At 70.7% G+C, this 18,807-nt stretch carries 13 protein-coding genes and 2 pseudogenes; 7 read left to right on the forward strand and 8 right to left on the reverse strand.

The genetic code is table 11. The features are described 5' to 3' along the window. Positions 1-1,140: a hypothetical protein gene (locus AC3CHW_RS29680; protein ID WP_488468501.1), complete on the forward strand. Its 1,140-nt coding sequence runs from the start codon at positions 1-3 to the stop codon at positions 1,138-1,140. A gap of 45 nt (positions 1,141-1,185) precedes the next feature. Here AC3CHW_RS29680 and AC3CHW_RS29685 read toward each other — a convergent pair whose 3' ends face one another. Both AC3CHW_RS29685 and AC3CHW_RS29690 read right to left on the reverse strand, forming a co-directional pair. Continuing rightward, positions 1,186-2,739 (reverse strand): hypothetical protein, encoded by a 1,554-nt coding sequence (locus tag AC3CHW_RS29685; protein WP_488468502.1) that lies wholly within the window; start codon positions 2,737-2,739, stop codon positions 1,186-1,188. A 962-nt stretch (positions 2,740-3,701) separates the two neighbouring features. Further along, positions 3,702-4,067 carry a hypothetical protein gene (locus AC3CHW_RS29690; RefSeq protein ID WP_488468503.1) on the reverse strand — a complete coding sequence of 122 codons (366 nt, stop codon included), beginning with the start codon at positions 4,065-4,067 and terminating at the stop codon, positions 3,702-3,704. An 87-nt stretch (positions 4,068-4,154) separates the two neighbouring features. Between AC3CHW_RS29690 and AC3CHW_RS29695 the strand changes: the two genes are divergently transcribed. Then, a complete protein-coding gene (locus AC3CHW_RS29695) occupies positions 4,155-4,697 on the forward strand; it encodes a trypsin-like serine peptidase (protein WP_488468504.1) in 543 nt (180 codons plus the stop codon). Positions 4,698-4,763: 66 nt separating this feature from the next. Here AC3CHW_RS29695 and AC3CHW_RS29700 read toward each other — a convergent pair. Both AC3CHW_RS29700 and AC3CHW_RS29705 read right to left on the reverse strand, forming a co-directional pair. Beyond that, positions 4,764-5,560, reverse strand: a protein-coding gene (locus AC3CHW_RS29700; RefSeq protein ID WP_488471208.1) for an IS5 family transposase whose coding sequence is annotated in 2 segments (ribosomal slippage) — positions 4,764-5,222 and positions 5,225-5,560 — 795 coding nt in all. Because the reading frame shifts where the segments join, the coding sequence is not laid out codon by codon here. Between the two features lie 61 nt (positions 5,561-5,621). Then, the gene (locus AC3CHW_RS29705) at positions 5,622-5,945 is read right to left on the reverse strand and encodes a hypothetical protein (RefSeq protein ID WP_488468505.1); all 324 of its coding nucleotides are present in this window, start codon (positions 5,943-5,945) and stop codon (positions 5,622-5,624) included. A gap of 320 nt (positions 5,946-6,265) precedes the next feature. On the opposite strand from AC3CHW_RS29705, the gene AC3CHW_RS29710 reads away from it, so the two are divergent. Next, positions 6,266-6,670 (forward strand): RidA family protein, encoded by a 405-nt coding sequence (locus AC3CHW_RS29710; protein WP_176160779.1) that lies wholly within the window; start codon positions 6,266-6,268, stop codon positions 6,668-6,670. 64 nt (positions 6,671-6,734) lie between these two features. On the opposite strand, the gene AC3CHW_RS29715 is transcribed toward AC3CHW_RS29710, so the two are convergent. Both AC3CHW_RS29715 and AC3CHW_RS29720 read right to left on the reverse strand, forming a co-directional pair. Further along, entirely contained in the window at positions 6,735-7,103 is a 369-nt protein-coding gene (locus AC3CHW_RS29715) for a DUF4190 domain-containing protein (RefSeq protein ID WP_488468506.1), read from the reverse strand. 312 nt (positions 7,104-7,415) lie between these two features. Further along, positions 7,416-8,771, reverse strand: a complete 1,356-nt coding sequence (locus AC3CHW_RS29720) for a vanadium-dependent haloperoxidase (RefSeq protein ID WP_488468507.1) — start codon at positions 8,769-8,771, stop codon at positions 7,416-7,418. A gap of 369 nt (positions 8,772-9,140) precedes the next feature. Between AC3CHW_RS29720 and AC3CHW_RS29725 the strand changes: the two are divergent. Next, positions 9,141-10,098: pseudogene (locus tag AC3CHW_RS29725) on the forward strand (TerC family protein); the annotation flags it as partial. Between the two features lie 526 nt (positions 10,099-10,624). Here AC3CHW_RS29725 and AC3CHW_RS29730 read toward each other — a convergent pair. Further along, positions 10,625-12,310 carry a ribonuclease J gene (locus AC3CHW_RS29730; protein WP_488468508.1) on the reverse strand — a complete coding sequence of 562 codons (1,686 nt, stop codon included), beginning with the start codon at positions 12,308-12,310 and terminating at the stop codon, positions 10,625-10,627. A 330-nt stretch (positions 12,311-12,640) separates the two neighbouring features. On the opposite strand from AC3CHW_RS29730, the gene AC3CHW_RS29735 reads away from it, so the two are divergent. After that, positions 12,641-12,964, forward strand: a complete 324-nt coding sequence (locus AC3CHW_RS29735; RefSeq protein ID WP_488468509.1) for a hypothetical protein — start codon at positions 12,641-12,643, stop codon at positions 12,962-12,964. Positions 12,965-13,015: 51 nt separating this feature from the next. Here AC3CHW_RS29735 and AC3CHW_RS29740 read toward each other — a convergent pair whose 3' ends face one another. Then, positions 13,016-13,975, reverse strand: coding sequence for an FHA domain-containing protein (locus AC3CHW_RS29740; protein ID WP_488468510.1), 960 nt, complete (start codon positions 13,973-13,975; stop codon positions 13,016-13,018). 533 nt (positions 13,976-14,508) lie between these two features. Between AC3CHW_RS29740 and gyrB the strand changes: the two genes are divergently transcribed. Both gyrB and AC3CHW_RS29750 read left to right on the forward strand, forming a co-directional pair. Then, positions 14,509-16,560: a DNA topoisomerase (ATP-hydrolyzing) subunit B gene (gyrB, locus tag AC3CHW_RS29745; RefSeq protein WP_488468511.1), complete on the forward strand. Its 2,052-nt coding sequence runs from the start codon at positions 14,509-14,511 to the stop codon at positions 16,558-16,560. Positions 16,561-16,623: 63 nt separating this feature from the next. Further along, positions 16,624-18,772, forward strand: a pseudogene (locus tag AC3CHW_RS29750) (DNA gyrase/topoisomerase IV subunit B). The last annotated feature ends 35 nt before the right edge of the window (positions 18,773-18,807 follow it).

Raw genomic sequence — 18,807 nt, forward strand, 5'->3', positions numbered from 1 at the left:
ATGAGCAGCCAGGGCCCTGAGCTCGATTACCACACCGAACCCGCCCAGTTCCGTACCAACAGCACCCAGAGCCTTGCCCTCAAGGGCCAGAAGAAGACCTCGGGAGAGTCGCGCCTGACCCGCGTCGCCCTCCAGCTTCCTCGCGGCAGCGCACAGCAGGACCTCACCGACCAGGACGCCGGCGCCCTCGGGGTCACCTCCTACGACTCCCGCGTCTGGCGCGCCTACAAGCGCAACCCGTCCCGGAACCACATCGAGATCGGCATCGAAGCGAAAGACCCCGACGGCAACGCCGTGAAGACGGTCGGGTTCCAGATCACCGGCATCACCGTCAACGCCGTGGCGGGCAACGCACCGTGCACCGTCCACGAATACCACCCCAAGGAGAACGGCCCCCGCACCCGCGCTCTGCCCGCGCTGGCCAAGCTCGACGGAACCTTCGCCCTCGGCAACCTGCAGCCCACGCAGTGGCTCCTGAAGGCGGGCGAGTCCACCACCCTCACCTGGCAGGTCACCACCGACGGCAAGCACAAGGTCGCCGACTACACCCTCACCCACACCACCCCCAACGGTCCCCGCACCACCAAACCCGGCCCGACAGCGTTGAGCGCCCCCCTCGGCCCGCTCCACCAGGACAGCGCCGCGGTCCTGACCGCCACCGTCCACCCCGGAGACCTCACGATCACCCTGGTCACCTACCTCGCCGTACGGGAGCCCCTGCTCAGCCAGGTGGCCACCCTGTCCGCGCTCGGCCCGGTCACCGTCATGGACTGGCCGTACAACGGTGCCGGCCCCGTGCCGGGCTACACCCGTGACGACCACCGGACGGAACGCCACACGGCACGCTTCACGAGCAGCACCGACGGCCTGATCCATCTGAGCATCGAAGCCGACAGCGACGCCATCGCCACCGTGGAACTCCAGCTCACCCATCAGGAGCAGGTCCTGCACACCCAGAAGCTGGTCACGCGGCACGAGAACCACATGACCCTGCCCGTCCCCGTCGGCCATGTCATCACCCTGACTGCCTCCGCCCGCAGCCTCCGGTCCTTAAGAGCGGACGGCTCCCCGCCCGGCTACCAGCTGGCCCTGGACTGGCAACCCCTCGGTATGGGCGCCCTGCGGACCGTCCCGCGGTGACACGCCGGCCGGCCGACGCCGCCGCGCGGCCGGAGGACCGGCCGGTCAGCCGCTGAGCGAGGCGATGACCACATGGAGCTTGCCGGCCGTCGCGGCGACGGTCATGGCACCGCCGGCCGAGGTGAAGGAGCACCTGATCTCCACCGCGACACTCCTGGGGAGCAGCGCCGCCACTTCGGCCGGCAGCTCGCTGAGCGCGATGCCCAGCGCGCGGGCGAGGCGGTCGACGTCGTACGGGCCGCCCGCCGCCCGCAGCTGCCAGTCCGCGCCGGCCTTGGAGAAATCACCGCAGAAGTACAACGGGGGGCTCTCCTGGTCAGCGGTGTCCCGGCATGCGACGAGCGCACCGAGACTGAAGCCCTTGCCCTTCACGTACTCCAGGTACAGGACCGTCTCGGTAGCCACCCCGGCCAGGTCGGTCCGCGTCGCGATAGCGAACTGCCAGATCTCGCCGCCACGCACGCCCTCGGCTGTGACGGTCAGCCGCCGCAGTTCGAGGCCGCGGACGAAGGGCGGCACCTCCGGGCTCTGGCCCCAGCGGCCGGCGGCCCACTTCAGCAGCGCGTCCACGCGGATTCCGGTGGCGGTGCCGCGGCGCCGGACGTGGAAGGCGTCCTCGGAGACCACATCGAGCGTGATCTTCGTGCCGTCGATGGTGATACTGCCGTCCAGGGTGGGCACCGTGGCCGAGCCGATGTCCGGCAGCGCCGCCTCCTGGCCGGTCGCCCTGCCGGTCACCTCTCTCAGGATTCGACCGCTGTTGTTCTTCAGCCTTCCGAAGATCGCCCGGCTCTTGGCTGGCCCGGTCATCAGATTTGAGCCAACGGACGGGACGAACAGCTCATCCGGGTTGATCTTCCGCCAGTCGCTGTCCCGCACGGCCTGGGGCAGTTTCCTCGTGCGGTGGCTGGAGAGGACCTGCATGGACTGGTAGAACTGGCTCAGGTGATCCAGCCCGACGGCCCCTGCGCTGATCGCCTTGACGGCTGTTCTGACGCTCTTGAACTCCCGTCTGAGACGCGGGTCGAGGGCGCGTTCCCCAAGGTCAGGCTCCATCTCGTCGGAAGGATCGTCCACCCGGAACGCGTACTCGGTCGACGTGCCGTAGGAATAGCCCTCGCCCGGGCTGCCGGGGCCCACGATGAGGTTTCCGGAGCTCCAGCACATCATCTGGCGCAGGACCTCCACCTCCTCCTTGAAGTACGGGCCGCCCTCGTCGTGGTACACCGTCTTCTGGCGCAGAGCCCTGAGGAGATCCTTCACCTCCTTTCCGCCGTTCCGCAGCGCGGGTTCGAAATCCAGCGCCTGCACCTCGTTCTCCAGGAATGTGAGGAACTTCTGGAGATATCGGGGGATGGGTGTGTCGTCGTCACAGTAGAACGACGAGATGGTTCTCTGCCAGGCGTCCCTGATGGCGTTCCACGGCACGATGTGGTGCTGGGTCATGGCCGCATAGGGCGGCTTTTCTTTCAGGGTGCCGAGGTTCTCCTCGTCCCTTGACTTCACCTGTGCTGTACCCGCGCTCGTTCTGTAGGGAAAGGCAGGCCGACGGCCCGCGAAAGAGAGATTGACGTTCTTGCGGCCGTCGCGTGCGGACACGGGCATCGCTCCCAGATCGCGGAAGGGTGATAACGGGACTCCTGCTGCGGACGCCGGCGCGTGCTGCCCAGTCGTCTGCCCGGCGGTGCCGGCCGGGGCCGTCCGGTGTCGCCGGGGTTCCGGCGGCCGGCGCGGCCGTCGGACGCCGCGCACCCTCCGGCCCGGGCCCTGGGCGGAGCCCGCCGACCGGTCGGGCTCTGAGGACGCACGAGGCATCGCTTCCCTCCGGGCGGCGGCGGCCAAGCCGATGCCACTCCTACGCAGCGCCCGACATCACCTGGTGAGCCCTACCGGATGGGCCACCAGGGTCACCGCCGCCCCGCCCCCGGGCGTCGATCACGCGCTCGGACGCCCATGTGGCGGGCCGGGCGCCCGGCCCGCCACCTAGTTAACGTCTGGGCGTTCAGCCAGCTACGCGGCCAGGCTGGATATGTCCCGGTCACCCCGCGTCTATGAGAGAGGCAACTCCGTCCGGATCGGGCTGATCCGTGGGGCAATGGTCGAAATCCCCCCTCGGACACCAGCTAAGACCCCAGTTGATCTGGGGTTTTGCTTTCTCAGGCTGCGGCGTGACCAACCACGTGACCAACAGCCCAGAGACTTCCCAGTCAGACCAGGGTTGCAATGCCGATTCGAGAGGCACTGGACGCAGCCAGCTTCTTGGCTCCCTCGGCGCGACGCCTGCCATAGCGGCTCATGGTGTAGCCGGGCGGGTGGTGCCGGGCGTTAGCGGAGACCTCTACGGGGTTCTCGTGGTTGTCGAGATCGTTCGTGATTTCGAGGCCCGCCAGTCGTGCAGCCGGAAGTCCTCCGGCAGGTGCAGCCGATTGCGAGCCGTCCGCCAGCGTGCCGACACCTTCTCGGGGTTCTGCGGGACCCATTCCGCGCCCTGCTCTAACCAAACAACCAAGCGAGCCCCGGCCCATTTCGGGCCGGGGCTGTTTCGTTGCTTCGGCGTGACGTCAGTGGTCGCGCTTGGCTTCCTTGGCCGCTCGCCGGAACTCAGCCGCGACGTGCGACAGCGGGGGGCGGTCGTACGGTTCATAGCTGAGCATGGCGTCGATCATTGGCCCGAACGGTGCGGGCAGATCGAACGGACGCCGCTTGTTGTCCACTACGGCCTGACGTTGCACCGGTCGTTCCGCGTCGTCCGGGTAGACCATGGCCCTCTTGCCCGTGGCGGAGATGAGCAGCGACGCCCCGAGGGCGTACACATCGGCGCTGGGGGACGGGACGGCCCTGCCAGTCGCCAGCACGTTGCGGGAGATCTCCGGCGCCTCGTAGTGGACCAGACACCCTGGATAGGGGAAGTCGTACAGGTTCTTCACTGTGTCGCCCCGGGCGAAAGCCAGGTCGATCAGCCGTACACCATCCCTCTCACCGGTGACGATCAGGTGGGCGGGCTGAATGTCACCGTGACACCAGCCGTCGCTGTGGAGCCGGTCGACGGCCAGGTACCCGAGGGATATGACGCGCCGTGGGGTAAGTGGGTCGCCACGAAGAAGGTCGCCCCGGAGGAGTGGACCGAGGACAGCGACTACGAGGACGCGGATCTGGGAGCGTTCAACGTGAGCGTGCCGGCCGGCTACACGTCCCTGACGGCCGATGTCGGGGCGCTGGGCTATCGGTTCGGCGCCGGGTCGGACTTCGACAGCGTCATCAGCTCGGGGTTCCCTGGTGAGGGCTACCAGCGCACCGACATGGACGGCTTCACCCACTTCTTCTGCACGGGGAACGCCGAGGACGCGTTCGACTGGAACCCGCTCGATGACCGGGTCAAGATCGACTGCGATATGGGCCAGGGCGCGTCCGGGGGACCGATCTTCACTACCAGGGGTCAGATCATCAGCGAGAACTCGCACTACGAGAGCGAGGACGACGCCCGCGAGAACGATGATCTGTTCGGGCCCGAGCACGGCGACGAGGCCGTAGCCGTGATCGACGAGATCAACGCGTAGACCGGCACGCAGGGGGAGAGGCCCTATGGCCGGTTTCGGCGACCGTGGGGCCTCTTAGACGTCATCTCATTTGGCCAGTCTGCGGTAGCAGATGAGGCTGCATGCGATGGCGGTGAAGGCGAGGAAGTGCTCGGCCTTGCGTTCGTAGCGGCGGTGCAAACGGCGGCAGCCGCCCAGCCAGGACATCGTGCGCTCGATCGTCCAGCGATGCCGGCCCAGCCGGGTGGAGGACTCGATGCCCTTGCGGGCGATGCGGTGCCGGATGCCTAGCTTACGTAGCCATCGGCGCAGGTGGTCGTAGTCGTAGCCCTTGTCCGCATGCAGCTTGGCGGGCCGTCGCCTGCGCGGGCCGCGGCGGGAGCGGATCGGCGGGATGCCACGCACGAGCGGCTCGAGCGCCTGGCTGTCGTGCAGGTTCGCGCCGGAGATCCCGATCGAGAGGGGTAAACCGGTCCGCTCGGTGATCAAGTGGATCTTCGAGTCCTTCTTGCCCCGGTCCACAGGATTCGGGCCTGTCAGGTCCCCCCTTTCAGGGCCCTCATGTTCACCGAGTCGATCGCGCAGCGCGACCAGTCCAGGTCTCCGCGCGAGCCCAGCTGGTCGAGGATAAGGCGGTGCAGCTTCGCCCAGACCCGGGCGGCGGTCCACTCGCTGAAGCGCCGGTGTGCGGTCGGCCCCGACGGACCGAAGACCGGCGGCAACTGCCGCCAGGTGCAGCCCGTCGTGGCCACAAAGATGATCGCGGCCAGTACCTCGCGATCCCCGTACCGGCGCCGGCCGCCGCCCTGCGGCCGCGATGGAGCAGGTGGGACCACTCGCTGAAACAGCTCCCACAACTCGTCCGGCACCATGCGCTCGACCATCACCACACGGTGCAGACTACCCAGCACTCCAAATGAGACGACGTCTTAGCTGCTGCCCGAGTCAGTCCCGCCTGGCCATGCCCGGGTCGATGTCCTCGGCGTCTGGCGCGTTGATGAAGTACTGCGACAGGTACCGGTCGCGTATCTCTGCCGTGGTCAGCGTCTTCCAGCCGTCCGGCTTCTCCTTGCCCGCCTTCTTCAGTTCGGCTGTCCAGGCGGCGATGAGTCCCTCACGGGTCCGCGGCATGTCGCCCGCGTTCGTTGCGGACCCCGGCTGGACCGTCACCTTCGCATCGTCGCCCACCAGGACCGTCGCCGCGACCATCGCCCCAGCGCCGACGAGGAACGCCGCCGCGCCTACCCCCCACACCTTCTTGCCCCTCACCACTCGGCCTCCCTCCCTCGCATGCCACGCCCAGTCCTACCGTTCCACACATCCAAGCCGTACAGATTGGAGAGTTGGGACCTGTGGCCGGCCAGTGTGGCGTGGAGGCGGTCGCGCGGGGAGTCGGACGAGGTTGTCTCGACACGCGGGCTCAGGAAGGGCACGGCCTTCGACACACCCATGCTCGCCTCGCACGCCCGGGAACGAGCCCGCATCCGACACCGAGTCGTTCGCCGGCACACGCCCCCAGAGCTGCCGGACGGTCACACCGCCACCCAGCCTCGCGGAATGGACAGGACTGAGCGGATGTTCGAGCAGGCATGAGCACTGATCAGCGCAGCATCACCAACCCGGACACCCTCCACGACCCGGCGCCGTTCGGGTACAGCCATGCCGTGTCGGCGCCCGGCGAACTCGTCTTCATCGGTGGGCAGTATGCCTCGGACGCCACGGGGGCTCCGGTGCCCGGGGACTTCGCCGCGCAGGTGGAGTTGGCCTTCGACCGGCTGCGGTCGGCGTTGGAGGGGGTCGGGCTCGGGTACGAGCACGTGGTGCGCCTCGGTACGTTCATCGTCGACCACGACCTGGACAAGCTGGAGGTTCTCGGCAAGGTGGTGCACGCCCGGTTCGGCGACCGGCTGCCGGCCCAGACGTTGAGCGGCGTCGCCTCCCTCGCGCTGCCGGGGATGCTGTTCGAGGTGGACGCGGTGGCCGTCCGGTCCTGACCGATGCCGTACGCGACGAACTCGGCGGCCGGACCTGCTCGCAGGAGTGGTCGGGCCCGGCCGCTCACGCGCTGTCGACGAGGAGGGTGAGGCCCGCGATCACGCCGACGACCGCCAACAGCAGTACGAGGCACACCAGCAGGACCACCCAGCCGGTCACCAGCCCGGCCAACGCCAGCCTGCGGCCCTCCCCGCCCAGTCTGCGCCCACGGAAGCGCCCCAGGTGGCCCGCGATGACAGCCACCAGCGCGCACAGGAACCCCATGCCGACGAAGATGCCGGGGTTGAGCCAGCCCGCGGGCCCGGCGAGGTTGCCGAGCGCGCCGATGGCGGCGAGCGCGCAGTAGGCGCTGGCCCTCGCGGGGCGGTTCCGCCCGGCCCGCGCCGACTCTTCCTCCTCCGACGCCTGCCGCACGCTCCCGGAAGCGTTCACGACCGTTGTCCCCCCTGATCCCGTTCGCGCGCGTGCGCGTGGACACCTGGTGCCGGCACCTGGTCCCTGACGGCGGAGTGCGGTGCCCGGTCTGGGTGGCAGGGTCACCGACTGGCCACCGACACCAACCCACCCGGCGGACATCAACCCACCCACCCGGCGCTGGATGCTACGGCACGCGCCCGGGCGGCGGAGAAGACCCCCGCACGGTTGAGACCGGAGACCGGAGGCCGGGGAGCAGCGGGAGCATGCCCACGCCCCGACGCTGGGTGAGTGGGTGAGTGGGTGAGTGGGTGAGTGGCTGGGGTGGGGTCAGAGGTAGGTGTCGGTGACGTTGCGGGCGACGTTCTCGCCGGTGGCCAGGCCCTGTTCGGCGTCCCACCGGTAGTGGACGCCGAGGTAGATGCGGCTGATGGCGTTTTCGTTCGTGGCGGCCGAGAGCGTGTTGAACCGTCGGGTGGCGGTGCCGCCGTCGGTGGTCGCGCTGAAGGCGATGGCGTCGGTCGCGAAGTAGGTCCGCAGGACGCCGCCCCAGGCGCCGGCGAAGGTGGCGTGGCCCGACACGTAGGCGGGGAAGGCGGGCGTGTAGCTGGAGCCGTCCAGGTCGGAGGAGAGCGGGCGCCAGGCCGGGTCGGGTGTGGTGGCCGGGTTGCCGTCGCTGTCGGCGAGGTTGATGGCGGACACCGGCCGCCACAGGTCGATCGGCGTGTCGTACTTGGCGTCCCAGGCGGCGACCGCCGCGTCCGCGAGGGCGATCGACAGGACGGCGAAGAGCCGCACGTTCTGGGTGGGCGTCAGCGCCTGCTTGCGGGCGATGATGCGGGCGTGCTGGTAGAGCTGTGAGGTGGGCTTGTAGGTGCCGTCGAGGTCGTTGGCCCAGAACCTGCCGATGTCGCTCTGCTCCGGGGTGCGTACCACCGTCGTCAGGGGCGTACTGGAGTGTCCTCCGAAGACCCGTACCTCGTGGAGTTGTTCGGCGTACTGGCTGCTGCGCAGGAGGTCCTGGTAGGTGGTGAAGCCGCCTGGTGGGCCGGGCCGGAACTGCCCGGGAGTGGACTCGCCGAAGGGCTTCACCCGGCCCCAGTGCGGGGTCACGGCCGGGCCCGGAGCGGTGGCGCGCCAGGACCCGGGGACGCCGTCGGGGGTGTAGGTCACCGTGGTGGCCTCCCCGTCGTTCGCGCGGGCCTGGACCAGTGCCTGGGCCGCGCCTCGGCCCACGGCGGCGCCCTTGTCCTTCTCCGTCTGGGAACTGGTGTCCTGGGACAGGGCGAAGCCGTAGTTCCCGTCGAAGGAACCGGAGGGGTAAAGGGCGCGCAGGGCGGTGTACGCGGCGGTGGCGATGGCCGCGTTGAGCGAGGCGGTTCCCAGCACCGGCTGCTTCGCCAGGTAGGGGCGGCCGATGGGGACGAGCGAGTTCGCCGCGTCGTACATCGCCAGGTGCATGATCGCCGCCGCCCTCGCCGCGGGCCCCGGGGCCCCGCCGGTGGCCTTGACGGCGCCCTCAAGGATCTTGCTCCAGTACAGGACGGGCTCGTACGGCGCGTCCGCGGCGCGGGCCAGTGGCAGGCCGGTGGTCAACGCGGTGGCGGCCCCGGCCGTGAGGCCGAGGAGGACGGTGCGGCGGCGCGGCGTGGCGCCGCCCGGTCTGCCGTCAGGAGATCTGGACACAGTGGTACCCCCCTCTGAGTCTGCGGATCGAGACGGATACTCGTCCGCGCCCCCAGGGCTGTCAACGGCGCGGACCGGCGCCCCGGCGCCGGGATCGGACGCGCGCCGCCGCGTCCCGAGGAGGGCGGATCACCGTGCCGGTCTTCGGGGGTGCGGCGTGTGCCGGCCTCCGGGGGTGCGGCGCGTGCCGGCCGCCGTGGTGGGGGCGGTCGGCCACGGGGTGGGCGGCGGTGCCGGTCTGGGCATCGGCGGTGGCACCGGCCGGTCGCACCGGCCGCACCCGTTCCGCGTGCCCTTGCGGGCGTCATGGCGGACACTTCTTTACAAGGGTCGGCGCGATGCGCGCGGGTCGAGGTGAGGGTGTTCGCCGTGCTTGATGTCCCGCTCTGGTTGTGGGGGGCGTTCGCCGCGACGGTGGTGGTGTCGTTGGCGGTGGACCTGCTGTCCCACCGCACCGCGCACGTCATCGGCTTCCGGGAGGCCGCCGCCTGGAGCGGCCTGTGGGTGGGGCTCGCCCTGGTCTTCGGCGCGGTCGTCTTCCTCGTCCTCGGCACCACCGCGGGCACCGAGTACACGACGGCGTGGCTGCTGGAGAAGAGCCTGTCGGTGGACAACCTGTTCGTCTTCGCCGTGATCTTCGCGTACTTCCGGGTGCCCCGCGCCTACCAGCACCGGGTGCTGTTCTTCGGCGTCATCGGCGCGCTCGTCTTCCGCGGGATCTTCCTCTCCCTCGGCGTGGCCGTGGTCAGCCGCTTCACCGCCGTGCTGTTCGCCTTCGCCGCTGTTCTCTTCTACAGCACGTACAAGCTCCTCAGGGACGAGGAGGAGAGCTTCGACCCGGGCCGGAGCTTCGCCGTGCGGATGCTCCGCAAGGTGATGCCGGTGCGGGACGAGTACGCGGGGGCGAGGTTCTTCGTCAGGGAGGCCGGCAAGCGGATGGCGACGCCGCTACTGGCGGTGGTGGCGGCGATCGAGGCCGCCGACCTGATCTTCGCCGTCGACAGCGTGCCGGCCGTCCTCGCGGTCAGCGACGACGCGTTCATCGTCTACACCAGCAACGCGTTCGCCATCCTCGGGCTGCGGGCCCTCTACTTCATGCTCGCCGGCCTCCTGGACCGCTTCCACTACCTGAGCAAGGGCCTGGCGATCATCCTCGCCTTCATCGGGGTCAAGCTCATCCTCCAGGCGTCCCACAAGCTGATCAGCCCCGACATCCCGGAGATCCCCTCCCCGGTCAGCCTCGCCGTCATCGTCGTCGTGCTGGCCGGGGCCGTGGTGCTCAGCGTCCGAAGGCCGCCCCCGCCGGGGCCTCCGTCAGATCCTTCGCGGGAACCTGACGAACAGGACGCCGACGCAGCCGCCGAGCGGCCCCAGGCGCCCCGCGTACGGCCGGTGGCGGACCCGGCGCCGGCGGCCGGGCCACCGGGCCGGGACGGTGCGACCACTCCACCCGAGGGCGGGCGGGGGAGCGGTGAACTTCCCGACCCGCCAGTACGGAGATACCGTAAAAACATGGTCAAAGCGAAGCGCGAGACCGAAGCGTACGAGTGCCCGACCTGCAAGGAGTCCGTGCCGGCCGCGGTCCACCGCCGCAAGACCCTGGGCGCGTTCGTTCCCGCCTGGGGCCCGGGCGCGTGCCAGAACCGCGACTGTCCCGACTTCCGGCTGGAACCGGACCGCAAGCGCCCTTCGGCTCACTGAGGCAACCGGCAGCGCGGTGCGGGGGCTCCGGCCCCTGCCCGCGCCCCGGGGCGCGCCCGCGCTCGACAGCGGCGGGTGGCAGCCGCACGGCGCGCGCCAGGGCTCGGGGCCGGATCGGCTCTGGCGTCGTCGCCGGTGCGGGTGCGGGCCCGTCAGGCGTCGATGATGACGGGGATGATCAGCGGCTTGCGGCGGTAGGTGCGGAAGGCCCAGTTGGCCACGGCACGGGCGACGAGCTGTTCGAGCTGGTGCGCGTCTCCGACGCCCTCCTCGGCCGCCTTGGCCAGGGTCTTCTCGATCACGGGGATGACCGGCTCGAAGGTGGCGTCGTCGTGGACGAAGCCACGGGCCAGGAAGTCGGGCGGCTCGGTGAGGGCGCCTGTGTCGGCGTCGACGATGGCCACGACGGTGACCACGCCCTCCGCCGCGAGGGTGACCCGGTCCTTGAGGGACGCCTCGGTGGCGCCGCCGACCGTCATGCCGTCCACGTACACGTTGCCGGCGGGCACCTTGCCGGTGATCGAGGCGCGGCCGTTGACCAGGTCGACCACGACGCCGTCCTCCGCGATGACGACGCGGTCGGGCGCGACGCCGGTACGGATGGCCAGGTCGGCGTTGGCCCGCAGGTGCTTCCACTCGCCGTGCACGGGCATCACGTGCCGCGGCTTGACGATGTTGTAGCAGTACACCAGCTCGCCCGCGCTGGCGTGTCCCGAAACGTGCACCTTGGCGTTGCCCTTGTGGACGACGTGCGCGCCCCACCGGGTCAGCCCGTTGATCACCCGGTAGATGGCGGTCTCGTTGCCGGGGATCAGGGAACTGGCGAGCAGGACGGTGTCCCCCTCGCCGATGCGGATCATGTGGTCGCGGTTGGCCATGCGGGAGAGCGCGGCCATCGGCTCACCCTGGGACCCGGTGCACACCAGGGTGATCTGGTGGTCCGGCAGGGACTCCAGTTCCTTGGTGCTCACCACCAGACCGGGCGGGACCCGGAGGTAGCCGAGTTCGCGGGCGATGCCCATGTTGCGGACCATGGACCGGCCCACGAAGGCGACCTTGCGGCCGTGCTGGTGGGCGGCGTCCAGCACCTGCTGGATGCGGTGGACGTGGCTGGCGAAGCTGGAGACGATGACCCGCCGCGGGGCGGTGCGCAGGACCTGCTCGATCGCCGGGTTCAGATCGCGTTCGGAGGTCGTGAAGCCGGGCACCTCGGCGTTGGTGGAGTCGGTGAGGAAGAGGTCGACGCCCTCCTCGCCCAGTCGGGCGAAGGCGCGCAGGTCGGTGATCCGGTCGTCCAGCGGGAACTGGTCCATCTTGAAGTCGCCGGTGTGCAGCACCATGCCGGCGCCGGTACGGATCGCCACCGCCAGGCCGTCCGGGATGGAGTGGTTGACCGCGACGAACTCGCAGTCGAAGGGGCCGAAGCCGCGCCGGTCACCCTCGCGCACCCGTACCGTACGGGGCCGGATGCCGTGCTCCTTGAGCTTGGCCTCCAGGAACGCGAGCGTCAGCTTGGAGCCGACCACGGGGATGTCCGCCCGCTCCCGCAGCAGGTACGGCACGCCGCCGATGTGGTCCTCGTGGCCGTGGGTCAGCACCACGGCCACGATGTCGTCCAGGCGGTCCCGGATCGAGGTGAAGTCGGGAAGGATCACGTCCACCCCGGGCTGGTTCTCTTCGGGGAACAGCACGCCACAGTCGACGATCAGAAGCTTGCCGGCGTGCTCGAAGACGGTCATGTTGCGGCCGATCTCACCGAGACCGCCCAGAGCGACGATCCTCAGCCCCCCTTTGGGCAGCGGTGGAGCGGCTTTGAGTTCGGGATGCGGATGGCTCATATCCCGACGCTACCGGAGGGTCACGTGGGTGATCCATCGCAGGGCAACCGAACGGTGCTGCTGGCGGGGGTGCGGTGCGCTGGTGCGGGTGGGTGCGGGGCTGTGGTACGGGCGGCGCGGAGGGTGCGGAGGTCAGGCCCGTCCGGGCGGGCTGCTCCGCGATCAGTGAGCGTAGCTGAGGGCGACAGCGGCGGCCGGGGCTGCCGGCGAGCCAGGGGGTGACCGCGTCAGGGTGGGACACTGCGTCCCGTCGTACGTCGCCGCCGCCCCCGCACCACCGCCGTGCCGGGCCGCGCCCTGCCCCCTGCCCCCTGCCACAATGGCCCGCTGATGAGACTTCGTTGGTGGGCGGCCGTGGCGTGGTTCGTGGTGTGCCTGGTGGGCCTCGGTGCCACCGTCGTGCTCGACGCCGAGCGGCCCTCGGGCTCAACGTCGCCGACCAGGGAGCCCGCGCCGGGTGGCGGCACGGCGGCCGTCGACTGTCAGAAGATCGCCGAGGACGTCGCGCGGGCGCGGGCAGAGGCCGCGCGAGAGCGGCGCGAGGCGCTCGATCCGTCGGCGACTCCGACGCAGCGGAGGCTGGTGTTCACCGACGGGATCGTGCCGAAGGAGTGCGCGGACGAGTTGGCGGAGCGCGGCGTGCCGGTGGGCTGAGGCGCGCGCGGCCGGCCCGTGGCGCCGGTGCCCGTACCCGGGCGGGGTGGGTCAGGGGCGTAGCAGGCGCAGGTCCGCACTGGCGATGGTCGTGGTGGTCAGCAGGTCGGTGATGAGGTGGTGGTTGAGCGCGTTGCCGACCGGCTGGGGGACCTCGTCCTCCAGGAGGCCGGGGACGCCGTTCTCCCCGCTGAGCCGTCTGCGGACGGTGGCGACGATGTGCGCGGCGCGCTTGGGGCTCCACCGCTCCGCCGGTCGCAGCCGGCTCAGCTCGTCGCCCACCTGGGCCCAGGTCAACGGTTGTGGGTGGGGCCCGTGTCGTAGGTAGCGCTGCGCGAGGCAGACGAGTACCAGCCTCTCCTCCGGGCTCAGCCTCCGGATGTCGGCGCGGGTCTCCTCCTCGTACCGCTCGGGCCCGTCCCGTGGGCCGGGTGGTTGGCCCGGTGCGGTGACGCGGACCTCCAGCAGGTGTTGGTGGCGTGAGGAGACCACGAACAAGGGGGTGTACCCGGTCGGCAGGTGTGCCTGGTCGCCGCCGAGGACCAGCCGCGAGCCGGGGAAGAGGATGGGTAGCCTGCCGGTGTTGTGCAGCACCCAGTGGGCGGACTCGCGGACGATCAGCCCCTGTCGTCGGCTGACGAGCGCGTCGGTCGGGCCGACACAGACGTGGACCTCGGGCTCGTTGCGCCCGAACAGCAGCCTGAAGTACGCGTCGGGCGCCACCCGCATGCCGCCGTTCGCGCCCAGCACGAAGAGCGTGTCCGGCGGGGCCACGGGTGCCGTGCGGCTCAGGCTGCCGAACCCCCGTGGCAGCAGGCTGACCTGGTTTGCCGGGATCGCCGTCACCCTGTCTCCTCCTGTCTCCTCCCGGTCGATGCCCGCCGATGCTAGGTCCCCGCGCTCGGGAGGGGTCCTGGCCGCCTGCTCCCGGGCTTCCACCGGGGCCTGGCCGAACTCCTCCGCGCTGCGGAAGCCGATGCTCGGGTGTTCGGCGCGGGCGTGGTCGAGCACCTTCGCGAGGCGCTCCGGGACCCGCGGGTCACTTTCTCGGGGCAGGGGCTCCTTCTGACGCGACCCCGGACGCCCAGCCGTCGAGTGGCGCCCCCGCCCCCGACCCCGCCCGCTGAGCGGCGCCCCCGACCCCGCGCCGAGCCGGGTTGCCGCCGCCGCGTGCCGGCGGCCCGGCGGCACGCGGTACGGGGACGCGCTCGCCGGGCCGGCCGGAAGAAAGCGTCTTGAGCCCGGCGCGACAAGGCACCAGGAAAGCCGCTGTGCGCCTCTCTGTCGCGTCTTCGCGGGCTCGGCGCAGGGGGGATGGGGCGCCGGAGAGAAAGCGGGCTACAAGGCCGCATGGCCGCCTTCTCGGTCCGGGTGTGGGTGGCATCTTCGGTATCGTGAAGGCCGTTCCGACGGTGACTGGTCCCGAGTTCGCAGGGCTCGTGGGGCCTCTTCGTGTTGCCGTGTTCCGTTTCCGCCAGGTCTTTGACCGCTCTCCCGCACCGCGGTGCCAGAGCGCGGTCTGTCATGCCCGAAAGAGAGCATCTGTGACCACTTACGACACCCGTACCGGCGCCGACGCCAACGCCACCGGAGCTGAGCGGCTCGGCCAGGCCGGGGTCGCGGCGTACGACGCCAACGCGATCACCGTCCTGGACGGCCTCGACGCCGTGCGCAAGCGGCCCGGGATGTACATCGGCTCCACGGGGGAGCGGGGACTGCACCACCTCGTGCAGGAGTTGGTGGACAACTCCGTGGACGAGGCGCTGGCCGGGGTGGCCGACCGGATCGACGTGACGATCCTGGCCGACGGTGGCGTGCGGGTGGTCGACAACGGCCGGGGCATCCCCGTGGGCACGCATCCGGTGGAGCGGCGGCCGGCCGTCGAGGTGGTGCTGACCGTGCTGCACGCGGGTGGGAAGTTCGGCGGCGGGGGGTACGCGGTCTCCGGCGGCCTGCACGGCGTGGGCCTGTCCGTGGTCAACGCCCTGTCGACCCGGCTGGCGGTGGAGATCTGGACCGAGGGCCACCGGTGGACGCAGGACTACGCGAACGGCGCCCCCGCCGGACCGCTCGTCCGCCACGAGACCACCTCCCGGACCGGCACGTCGCTGACGTTCTGGGCGGACGGCGCGATCTTCGAGACCACCCACTTCTCCTTCGAGACGCTGGCCAGGCGCTTCCAGGAGATGGCGTTCCTCAACCGAAGGCTCACCCTGACCCTGACCGACGAACGTCCCTCCGCGCGCGCGACGGCCGCGCCCGACGAGGTCGGCTCGGACGCCGTCGCGGAGCGGGCGGCCAAGACGGTCGCGTACCGCTACGCCGGCGGCATCACCGACTTCGTCGCCCACCTGGGCGCCCGCAAGGGGGAGCCGGTGCACCCCTCGGTGATCTCCGTCGGCGCCGAGGACCCCGAGCGCCTGCTGTCGGTCGAGGTCGCGATGCAGTGGAACACCCAGTACACCGACAGCGTCTACTCGTACGCCAACGCCATCCACACCCACGAGGGCGGCACCCACGAGGAGGGCTTCCGCACGGCGTTGACCACCGTCGTCAACCGCTACGCGCGGGAGCGGAGGCTGCTGCGCGAGAAGGACGACAACCTCGCCGGTGAGGACATCCGCGAGGGTCTGACCGCGATCATCTCGGTCAAGTTGGGCGAGCCGCAGTTCGAGGGCCAGACCAAGACCAAGCTCGGCAACACCGAGGCGAAGACCTTCGTGCAGAAGGTGGTGCACGAGCGGCTGACCGACTGGTTTGACCGCAATCCGAACGAGGCGGCCGACATCGTGCGCAAGGCCCTCCAGGCGGCGACCGCCCGGGTCGCGGCCCGCAGGGCGCGCGACCTGACCCGCCGCAAGGGCCTGCTTGAGACGGCGTCGCTGCCGGGCAAGTTGAGCGACTGCCAGTCCAACGACCCGGCGCGGTGCGAGATCTTCATCGTCGAGGGTGACTCCGCCGGCGGCTCGGCCAAGTCCGGCCGTGACCCGCGGTACCAGGCGATCCTGCCCATCCGCGGCAAGATCCTCAACGTCGAGAAGGCCCGGATCGACAGGATCCTGCACAACCAGGAGGTGCAGGCGATCATCTCCGCGTTCGGCGTGGGCGTGCACGAGGACTTCGACATCACCAGGCTCCGCTACCACAAGATCATCTTGATGGCGGACGCCGACGTCGACGGCCAGCACATCAACACGTTGCTGCTCACCTTCCTCTTCCGCTTCATGCGACCGCTGATCGAAGGGGGCCACGTCTACCTCTCCCGCCCCCCGCTCTACAAGATCAAGTGGAGCCGGGAGCACGTGGAGTACGCCTACTCCGACCGCGAACGCGACGTCCTCATCGAACGGGGCCGGCAGGCCGGCCGCCGGGTCAGGGACGACTCCATCCAGCGCTTCAAGGGCCTGGGCGAGATGAACGCCGAGGAGTTGCGCGTGACCACCATGGACCCCGACCACCGGGTCCTGGGCCAGGTCACCCTGGACGACGCGGCCTTCGCCGATGACCTGTTCTCCGTCCTGATGGGCGAGGACGTCGAGGCGCGCCGCCACTTCATCCAGCGCAACGCCAAGGACGTCCGCTTCCTCGACATCTGACGCTCCCCGGGCCCCCCGGGCCCGGGGCCCCGCCCCCGCGACCGCCGCCGAGGAGAGCACCGCGTGCGCACGTCCCCCGCCACACCCGCGCCCAAATCCGCACCCGCGCCCAACTCCGCACCCACGGCCAACCCACCACAAGACGGCTCCGACTACACCGCACGGCACCTCATGGTCCTGGAAGGACTTGAGGCCGTGCGCAAACGCCCCGGCATGTACGTCGGCTCCAGCGACAGTCGGGGCCTGACGCACTGCCTGTGGGAGATCATCGACAACTCCGTGGACGAGGCCCTGGGCGGGTACTGCGACCGCGTCGAGGTCGTCCTGCACGAGGACGGCTCGGTCGAGGTCACCGACAACGGCCGTGGCATCCCCGTCGACGTCGAGCCCCGCACCGGCCTGTCCGGCGTCGAGATCGCCTACACCCGGCTGCACGCCGGCGGGAAGTTCGGCGGCGGCTCCTACGCGGCCTCCGGCGGCCTGCACGGCGTCGGTGCCTGCGTGGTCAACGCCCTCTCCGCGCGGCTCGACATCGAGATCGACCGGCACGGCCACACCCACGCCATGAGTTTCCACCGCGGCACCCCCGGCAGGTACGCCGGCCCGGGGCCCGGCGCCCCCTTCACCCCGGCCCCGGGCCTGCGCCGAACGGCCGAGATCCCCGCGTCGCGCACGGGCACCCGGGTGCGTTTCTGGGCCGACCCGCAGATCTTCCCGCCGGACGCCCGGCTCCGCCTCGACGCGCTGCACCAACGGGCCCGCCAGACGGCCTTCCTGGTGCCGGGCCTGACCCTCGTCGTCCGGGACGCGTACGGCCTCGGCCCGGACGGCGGCAAGGGCGAGGAGTCCTTCCGCTTCGAGGGTGGGATCGGCGAGTTCTGCGCGTACCTCACCGGCGACAGGCCCCTGTGCGACGTGCTCCGCCTCACCGGCCGGGGCACGTTCCGAGAGACCGTCCCGGTCCTGGACGAGCACGGCCGCTCGACGCCCGCCGAGGTCAGCCGCGAACTCGGCGTGGACGTGGCCCTGTGCTGGGGCACCGGCTACGACACGACCGTGAAGTCCTTCGTCAACGTCATCGCCACGCCCAAGGGCGGCACCCACGTCGCCGGCTTCGAGCGGGCCGTCACCCGGACGATGAACGAGGCCCTGCGCGCCAGGAAGCTGCTGCGGGTCGCCGAGGCCGACGTCGTCAGGGACGACGCCCTTGAGGGCCTCACCGCCGTGGTGACCGTGCGGCTGGCCGAGCCGCAGTTCGAGGGCCAGACCAAGGAGGTGCTCGGCACGCCGGCCGCCCGCCGCGTCGTGCACCAGGTGGTCGCGAGGGAGCTGGCGGCGTTCCTCGCGTCCACCAGGCGCGACACCTCGGCCCAGGCCCGCGCCGTGCTGGACAAGGTCGTCGCCGCCGCCCGCACGCGTGTCGCGGCCCGCCAGCACAGGGAGGTCCAGCGCCGGAAGACCGCCCTCCAGTCCTCCGCGCTGCCGGCCAAGCTCGCCGACTGTCGCAGCGGTGACGTCGACCGCGGCGAACTGCTCATCGTCGAGGGTGACTCCGCCCTGGGGACGGCCAAGCTCGCCCGCGACTCCGAGTTCCAGGCGTTGCTGCCGATCCGGGGCAAGATCCTGAACGTGCGGCGCTCGTCGGCGGCCGACATGCTGCGCAACGCCGAGTGCGGCGCGATCATCCAGGTCATCGGTGCGGGCTCGGGCCGCACCTTCGATCTGGACCAGGCCCGTTACGGCAAGATCATCATGATGACCGGACGCCGACGTGGACGGCTCCCACATCCGCTGCCTGCTGCTCACGCTGTTCCACCGCTGCATGCGGCCGATGGTCGAGGCCGGCCGGGTCTTCGCCGCGGTCCCGCCGCTGCACCGCGTCGAGATCACCCAGCCCGGGAAGGGCCGGGACAGGTACGTCTACACCTACTCCGACCGCGAACTGCGCGACACGCTCGCGGAGTTGCGACGCCAGGGCGTCCGGTACAAGGACTCGATCCAGCGCTACAAGGGGCTCGGCGAGATGGACGCCGACCAACTGGCGGCGACCACGATGGACCCGCGCCGCCGCACCCTGCGCCGGATCAACCTCTCCGACCTGGACGCCGCGGAGCGCGTCTTCGACCTGCTGATGGGCAACGACGTGGCGCCGCGCAAGGAGTTCATCGCCGGCTCGGCGGCGACGTTGGACCGGTCGCGCATCGACGCGTAGCCACCTCCCGGATCGCGCGTACGGGCAGCGCGCGT

It is taken from the genome of Streptomyces sp. MGP-BFMKR1 (genome assembly GCF_057766585.1).